The organism is Salinivirga sp. (assembly GCF_035268865.1).
GTDB lineage: Bacteria > Bacteroidota > Bacteroidia > Bacteroidales > Salinivirgaceae > Salinivirga.
Genome location: NZ_DATFKB010000109.1, coordinates 1 through 6,946, shown reverse-complemented (window position 1 = coordinate 6,946; position 6,946 = coordinate 1). Strand labels below are relative to the sequence as shown.

Here is a 6,946-nt window from a genome sequence, read left to right as displayed (position 1 = left end):
GTCACACAAGGTTTTCAGTTTTTATTATAATCATACGGGTGTGTGTCAAAATTTTTGTCATGGCTCGGTTCATATGTTTATAATTTTGATTTTAATGGTCATTACTTGTCCCGATGCTAATCGGGATGGAGCTCGCCATGATGAATCAAACTTCCGTCACACAAGGTTTTCAGTTTTTATTATAATCATACAGTTGTGTGTCAAAATTTTTATCATGGCTCGGTTCATCTCATTATCTTTTTTATATTCAGCTTACTAATTGTTTTCAATTGTTAATTAGTTGAACAGATTGAGGAAAGGTTTGTTTAGGTCAATAAATACAGCATTAGTAGAATATGTTGCTTTTTTTGTATCAAACCGGAATTGCATAAATTTTGCTTGCAATATTTAAACTAAAGTTTTATGAGTACTAAAATAATTGTGTTACTGCTGACTTTTCTGATGGTGACGCTACAAGCCCAAAGTCAGGAGATAAAGAATGAGAAAGAAAAATATGTGGACAGGAACGTTTTCCCGGATGAAGCGCTTAAGCAACTAGATGCCTTATCAGACGCTAAACGTATTAGTTATATCCGACAGGTTGATGGAGACAATGTGTCTTTTGAAGCAAAATTTAAATTTAATAATAAGAAATTGAGCGTAGAGTTTGCTCCAGGTGGTAGGCTTCAGGACATCGAGGTGCTCATAAAGAAAAGAGGCCTTCCTGACGGACTTTATGCAAAATTTGATCAACTTTTCCTGAGGCTGTTTGACAAGTATAAAATTACAAGAATGCAAAGACAATATAAACCCGGTCGGGGTTACAGCGGGGTTTCTTTAAACGATTATTTGGAAAATTCATTAAACAAATTCGAAATTAATTATGAGCTCGAATTGCGGGTAGTTGAAAAAAACAGCAATGAAATCGGACATTATGAGTTTCTGATTGATGAAAATGCTGAAATACAAAGAAAAAGACGAATTAAAAAAGTAATTGATGATAATGAGGTATATTAAAATGCGAAGTACAGTATTTCTTTTTATTTTTCTGCTATTTGGCATCAACGAGCTCAGAGCAGATAATGATCCGGACTTTTATTGGGAACCCAAATTGTCTACCTCTTACAAATTATCAACACGATATACCTTGCAGGCAGGAGCCAATATCAGGCAGGATTTACAATGGGGCACAGCAGATTATTCAGGTATTCGTAAAGCTGAGGCGCAGGTTTTTGCAACCAGGGCTACTTTTACAGGGAATAAATTAAGTTTAGGATATGTTTACTCCGGCAGTAATCAGTTCAGGCCATCACGAAAAGTTGAAAACCGCCTGACCTTTCAATACAAGTTCAAAACCTCATTTATTAGCAATAAATTTAGCCACAGAGCGCGATTCGAAAACCGTTTCTATACAGAAGATTATTTTACCAGGTTAAGATACCGCTTGAGCTATAGTGCGCCAATTAACGGTGAGCGTCTCGATGAGGGAGAATTTTACTGGATCGTTTCAGACGAAATACTCTGGAACTTTAATAATAAAAACTATGATGTCGAAAACCGGTTGAGTTTGGGATTGGGGTGGCTTCCATCAAAAAAACAGAAAGTTCAGTTTGCATTACAGTATCGCGGATCTGATATTAATACCAGTGAAGTTGGACACGCTGTTTTTCTCTCCACAGCCTATTATTTCGGAATATGAAAAAAGCCTGAGTTGGTTCTCAGGCTTTTGCAGTAGCGAGACCCGGACTTGAACCGGGGACCTCATGATTATGAATCATGCGCTCTAACCTGCTGAGCTATCTCGCCGTATTTTTTAATGCGGGTGCAAATATATAGAACTAATTTCTTTTTACAAGAGCAAGGGCGAAAAAAATGTGAATTATTTTTTATGTTGTCCTGTATTAATTATCATATTTTTTTTATATTGCAGTGAATACAAATAATTTGCTGTTATGTCAAAAGATAAATATACGCTGGAGTATCCTTTTAATTCTTCCCCAAAAGTTTTGTTCAACAGGCTGAGTACAGCAAGTGGATTATCAGAATGGTTTGCAGATGATGTCTATGTCAATGATAAAACATTTACATTTGTTTGGGATGGTATGGAGCAGAAAGCAGAAATGTTAATTCGTAAAACACCTGAAATAGTTAAGTTCAAATGGCTCGATGAGGAGGAAGAAGAAGTAAGTGAGATGGACCCCTATTTTGAATTTAGAATCAGAAAAGATGACCTTACCGGCGAAACAGCCTTGCTTATTACGGATTTTGCCCATGATGATGATAAAGATGATGCTATAGAGCTTTGGGATACACAGATTAACGCACTTAAACACAAATTAGGTCTTTAAGGTATTTCATCCGTAATTAAAAAGTGCTATTTTTGCTTGCTAATAAAGAATTCGCGGGTGAAAAAACTTAATCTATTTATATTAAAGTCATTCATTGGCCCTTTCATTGCCACATTTTTTGTGGCTATTTTTGTATTGCTCATGCAATTCTTATGGCGTTATGTCGACGACCTTGTGGGTAAAGGACTGGGTTTCGATATTATTGCACAAATGTTAGGGCTGGCAAGTGCCACTATGGTACCCACAGCGCTGCCTCTTGCTATTTTGCTCTCTTCACTCATGACATTTGGTAACCTGGCCGAGCACAATGAGCTGGTTGCCATGAAAGCTGCAGGAATTTCACTGTTCCGGATCATGCAGCCTTTAATGTGGTTTGCAGTCGCTACAATGATTGGGGCTTTCCTTTTTTCTAACTATGTACTTCCCGTGGCAAATCTTAAAGGGCGAACCCTTATTTATGATATAAAAAAACAACCTGCCGAGGTAATGATACCCGAAGGCACTTTTTATAATGGCATTGAGGGGCGGTCCATTAGAGTAGGAAAAAAGGACAATGATTCGGATATGATGTACAATATCCTTATTTATGATCATACAGAAAAGCGGGGAAATAATTTCGTTACACATGCAGATTCTGGAACACTCGTATTTACAGAAAACAGGGATTATCTAATACTGACGCTGTTCAATGGTACCTCATACGACGAGAAAAAACAACAGAGAGGCAGGAAAGCACATGCCTATCCAATGGAGAGGGTCATTTTTGAGAAAGAACAGCTGCTGTTCGACCTTACAAATTTAGATATGGAGCGAACGGATGAAAATTTGTTTAAAAATAATTATCAGATGCTCAGCGTCGATCAGCTGACCTATACCATCGACTCTCTTGATGGTGAGACTGTTGAGCGCAGAGATAAGTATACAAACAACTTAATTAAACGTAATTATTTTAAACGGCTTAATAAAAACCAGGATTCAGTATTCATGCAAGATTTTGCCAATGTAGAATCTTACCCTTTTGATACGCTTTATCAGAAATTTAATTCACGATTGAAAGGAATTATTATTTCTTCTGCCCTCAGTTATGCACGATCGGCACAAACACAGATTCATAGTGCCCGCAACACCATGAGGAACAAAAAAACATGGCTCAATAAGCATAAGATCGCATGGCACAAGAAATTTACATATTCCTTTGCGTGTTTATTGTTGTTTTTTGTAGGTGCGCCTCTGGGTGCTATCATCCGGAAAGGAGGTATGGGATTGCCCACTGTAATTAGTATCGTGTTGTTTTTAATGTACTACATCATTTCCATTACCGGAGAAAAATATGGTAAAGAAGGTGCTGCCGATCCAACATTAGGAATGTGGGTGGCTACAATTGTGTTTATTCCATTGGGCATTTATTTGACCATACAAGCATCGAAAGATAGGGTTGTATTTAATATTGATAAATATATTGTTGCTGTTCAAAATGCAATAAACCGGTTTATGGCATTCAGAAGGTACCGTAAAATGAAACGATCGTGATGTTTTTACATTTAAATTCACGCCTGCTAGAGTTATATTGATACAACGGTTTATTTGAAAATTGAACTAAGTAGAAGCTAAAGACAGAACAGAAAACTTATGGTATGCAAATATTAATGTTGGCCAATAAAATGCCTTATCCACCCAAAGATGGGGGGTCTATAGCCACACTATCGATGGCAAAAGCTTTTGTTAAATTGGGGCACAGGGTAACCATATTGGCAATGAACACCTATAAGCACCATTTTGAGGTTGAGGATTTACCTAATGATTTAAAATCAGAGATCGATTTTTATACCGTTTATGTAGATACCTCCATTAAACCACCTGAAGTATTAACGAATCTTATTTTTTCACGTTTACCATATAATGCCAAAAGATTTATATCATCTGCCTACAAGCAAAAACTCGTGAAATTACTTCGCGAAAAACAATTTGATATTGTTCAGCTTGAAGGTTTGTACCTTTACCCTTATATCGGTATAATACGGAAGCACTTTACCGGACCTGTCTCATTCAGGGCACACAATGTAGAGCACGAAATATGGCGCAGGAGCCTCACAAATCAGAGACAGGGCATTAAGCGGATGTATATGAAAGTGCTTACCAATCGTATGGAGCAATTTGAAGTACGGTCACTCAATAAATTCGACTTGCTTGTACCTATTACCGAAAGGGATGGACACGTTTTTGAATTTTTGGGAAATAATTCTCCAAAATGTATTGCCCCGGTTGGTATTGATCTCGAAAACTATAAATATAAAGCACCAACCGACTATAAACCTGAACTTGCCTTTATTGGCTCACTGGATTGGATGCCCAACCTGGAAGGTATAGACTGGTTTCTTGATAAAGTTTGGCCTGAAATTATTAAGCAAAACCCTGATGTGAAGTTCCATATTGCCGGACGAAATGCACCGCCAAAATATGAGCACAAAGTAAAACGTCGGAACGTAGTTTTCCATGGCGAAGTAAATGATGCACTTGATTACTTGAATGAATTTGCATTTATGGTTGTGCCCCTGTTGTCAGGAAGCGGTATGCGGGTTAAAATTGTGGAAGGTATGGCCACGGGTAGGGTTGTTTTTACAACTACTATTGGTGCCGAAGGACTAAATGCTACTGACAAGGAGAATATTTTTATTGACGATGATCCCTCGAAAATGGCACATACTATACTGGAGACAATAAAAAAACCAGAAAAAGTAACTGAGGTTTCTAAAAATGCAAGGTCATTTATTGAAACCGAATTTGACAATACTGAAATCGCCCAACGGCTGATTGATTTTTTCAATTCTCATTTAAACAGTGCTGAGGCATGATTTATATTTTTTGGATACTGCTTTTTTTGGTGTTTTATAGTTATGCAGTATATCCTGTGATGTTATATGTGTTCGGATATTTGTTCGGGAGGAATCGCCAAAAACTACAATCTGCAGACAATGAACAACTTCCTGAAATCACACTTCTTGTTACCGCTTTTAATGAACGGGATTTTGTTGATGAAAAAATCCGGAATTCAAAAAAACTGAAATATCCATCAGATAAGCTTACATTACTTTGGGTTACTGATGGCTCAGACGACGGAACTCCTGAAAAAGTTGCAGCGTATCCACAGGTCAAACTTATGCATGAAGATGCACGTCGCGGGAAAATACATGCCATGAATCGTGCTGCACAGGCAGTAGATTCAGATATTATTGTGTTTTGCGATGCCAATACTTTTTTAACTGAGGATACATTAATCAATATTGCCCGTCATTTTCAGGATCCTAAAATTGGATGTGTAGCCGGCGAAAAACAAATAATAGATAGTAATTCAGCAGCCGGAGCAGGTGAAGGGGCCTATTGGAAGTATGAATCCACCATAAAAAAACTTGATTACCGTTTTAATACCACACTTGGTGCGGCCGGAGAGCTATTTGCAGTGCGCAAAAATTTATATGAACCGGTAGAATCAGACACGGTGCTCGATGATTTTATTATATCATTGAGGATTGCTGCTCAGGGTTATGCTGTAGCATATGAACCGGGAGCTATTGCCCGGGAATTTCCCTCTTACAGTGTTTCAGAAGAAATGAAAAGAAAAGTAAGAATCGCTGCAGGTGGTTTTCAGTCATTAAAAAGATTAAGTTTCTTGCTGAACCCATTAAAATATCCACGTTTGGCATTCCAATTTATTTCCCACAAGGTGTTTCGCTGGCTGATATGCCCTTTGGCATTACTGGTACTAATCCCTGTACATGTTGCTGTAGTGTGGTTTAATCCCGATAATTTGCTATATGTAATACTTGCAATAGCCCACCTTCTGGTTTATATAACTGCACTTAGTGGCTGGATCCTGGAAAAACAAAAGTTTCCATCCGTGTTTTATTTGCCTTATTATTTTGTAACTACAAATATTGCCCAAATACGTGGACTGGCAAGGTACTTGAAGAAATCTCAGTCAGTTAACTGGGAAAGAGCTAAAAGAGCCCGTTAAAAATATTAATTTTGCAGCAAAATAAATTCTATGAGTAACCAAAACGATACATACAAACTGAATACTATTCCGGAAGCTATTGAAGAAATTAAAAAAGGTAATATTTTAATAGTGGTAGACGATGAAGACAGAGAAAATGAAGGTGATTTTATAACAGCAGCAGAACTTATAACCCCTGAGAAGGTCAACTTTATGGCCAAATATGGTCGTGGTTTGATTTGCGCGCCAATTCCTGAAGGCCGCTGCGAAGACCTTGACCTTGAGTTAATGGTAGGCAAAAATACCGCATTACACGAAACCCCTTTTACGGTATCTGTAGATTTGCTTGGCCATGGATGTACAACAGGTATTTCAGCTGCTGATCGCTCAAAAACAATAAAAGCCCTTGTGGAGGATGAAACAACTCCTGAAGACCTGGGACGTCCAGGGCATATCTTTCCACTTAAAGCAAAAGAAAAGGGTGTGATCCGGCGTGCCGGTCATACAGAAGCTGCTGTAGATTTAACACGTCTGGCCGGACTTAAGCCCGGTGGTGCACTCGTCGAAATTATGAATGACGACGGTACCATGGCCCGGCTCCCGGAGCTTATGGAAATGGCAGATAAGT

7 protein-coding genes and 1 tRNA gene are annotated in these 6,946 nt (G+C 38.2%); 7 read left to right on the top strand and 1 reads right to left on the bottom strand.

Translation table 11 applies throughout. The annotated features are described in order from the left end of the window. Window positions 1-402 precede the first annotated feature (402 nt). Together VJ937_RS06815 and VJ937_RS06810 are read left to right on the top strand one after the other, a co-directional pair. Window positions 403-996 (top strand): hypothetical protein, encoded by a 594-nt coding sequence (locus VJ937_RS06815; RefSeq protein ID WP_324066145.1) that lies wholly within the window; start codon window positions 403-405, stop codon window positions 994-996. Continuing rightward, window positions 983-1,678: a DUF2490 domain-containing protein gene (locus tag VJ937_RS06810; RefSeq protein ID WP_324066144.1), complete on the top strand. Its 696-nt coding sequence runs from the start codon at window positions 983-985 to the stop codon at window positions 1,676-1,678. The genes VJ937_RS06815 and VJ937_RS06810 overlap by 14 nt, the downstream gene beginning before the upstream one ends. A 33-nt stretch (window positions 1,679-1,711) precedes the next feature. Here the strand turns inward: VJ937_RS06810 and VJ937_RS06805 are convergent. After that, window positions 1,712-1,785, bottom strand: a tRNA-Met gene (locus tag VJ937_RS06805). A gap of 146 nt (window positions 1,786-1,931) precedes the next feature. Between VJ937_RS06805 and VJ937_RS06800 the strand changes: the two genes are divergently transcribed. From VJ937_RS06800 to ribB, 5 genes are all read left to right on the top strand, one after another. Further along, window positions 1,932-2,327: an START-like domain-containing protein gene (locus tag VJ937_RS06800; RefSeq protein ID WP_324066143.1), complete on the top strand. Its 396-nt coding sequence runs from the start codon at window positions 1,932-1,934 to the stop codon at window positions 2,325-2,327. Window positions 2,328-2,384: 57 nt separating this feature from the next. Then, window positions 2,385-3,857, top strand: a complete 1,473-nt coding sequence (locus VJ937_RS06795) for an LptF/LptG family permease (protein ID WP_324066141.1) — start codon at window positions 2,385-2,387, stop codon at window positions 3,855-3,857. 104 nt (window positions 3,858-3,961) lie between these two features. Further along, window positions 3,962-5,179: a glycosyltransferase family 4 protein gene (locus tag VJ937_RS06790; protein ID WP_324066140.1), complete on the top strand. Its 1,218-nt coding sequence runs from the start codon at window positions 3,962-3,964 to the stop codon at window positions 5,177-5,179. Continuing rightward, window positions 5,176-6,339, top strand: a complete 1,164-nt coding sequence (locus tag VJ937_RS06785; protein WP_324066139.1) for a glycosyltransferase family 2 protein — start codon at window positions 5,176-5,178, stop codon at window positions 6,337-6,339. Before VJ937_RS06790 ends, VJ937_RS06785 begins: the two co-directional genes overlap by 4 nt. Before the next feature lie 30 nt (window positions 6,340-6,369). Continuing rightward, a partial coding sequence (gene ribB, locus VJ937_RS06780; protein WP_324066138.1) for a 3,4-dihydroxy-2-butanone-4-phosphate synthase occupies window positions 6,370-6,946 on the top strand: 577 nt, incomplete at its 3' end.

Excerpts from the sequence above, each read along its gene's own strand:
- VJ937_RS06815 (WP_324066145.1), top strand. The coding sequence starts at position 403 with ATGAGTACTAAAATAATTGTGTTACTGCTGACTTTTCTGATGGTGACG.
- VJ937_RS06810 (WP_324066144.1), top strand. The coding sequence starts at position 983 with ATGAGGTATATTAAAATGCGAAGTACAGTATTTCTTTTTATTTTTCTG.
- VJ937_RS06800 (WP_324066143.1), top strand. The coding sequence starts at position 1,932 with ATGTCAAAAGATAAATATACGCTGGAGTATCCTTTTAATTCTTCCCCA.
- VJ937_RS06790 (WP_324066140.1), top strand. The coding sequence starts at position 3,962 with ATGCAAATATTAATGTTGGCCAATAAAATGCCTTATCCACCCAAAGAT.
- VJ937_RS06785 (WP_324066139.1), top strand. The coding sequence starts at position 5,176 with ATGATTTATATTTTTTGGATACTGCTTTTTTTGGTGTTTTATAGTTAT.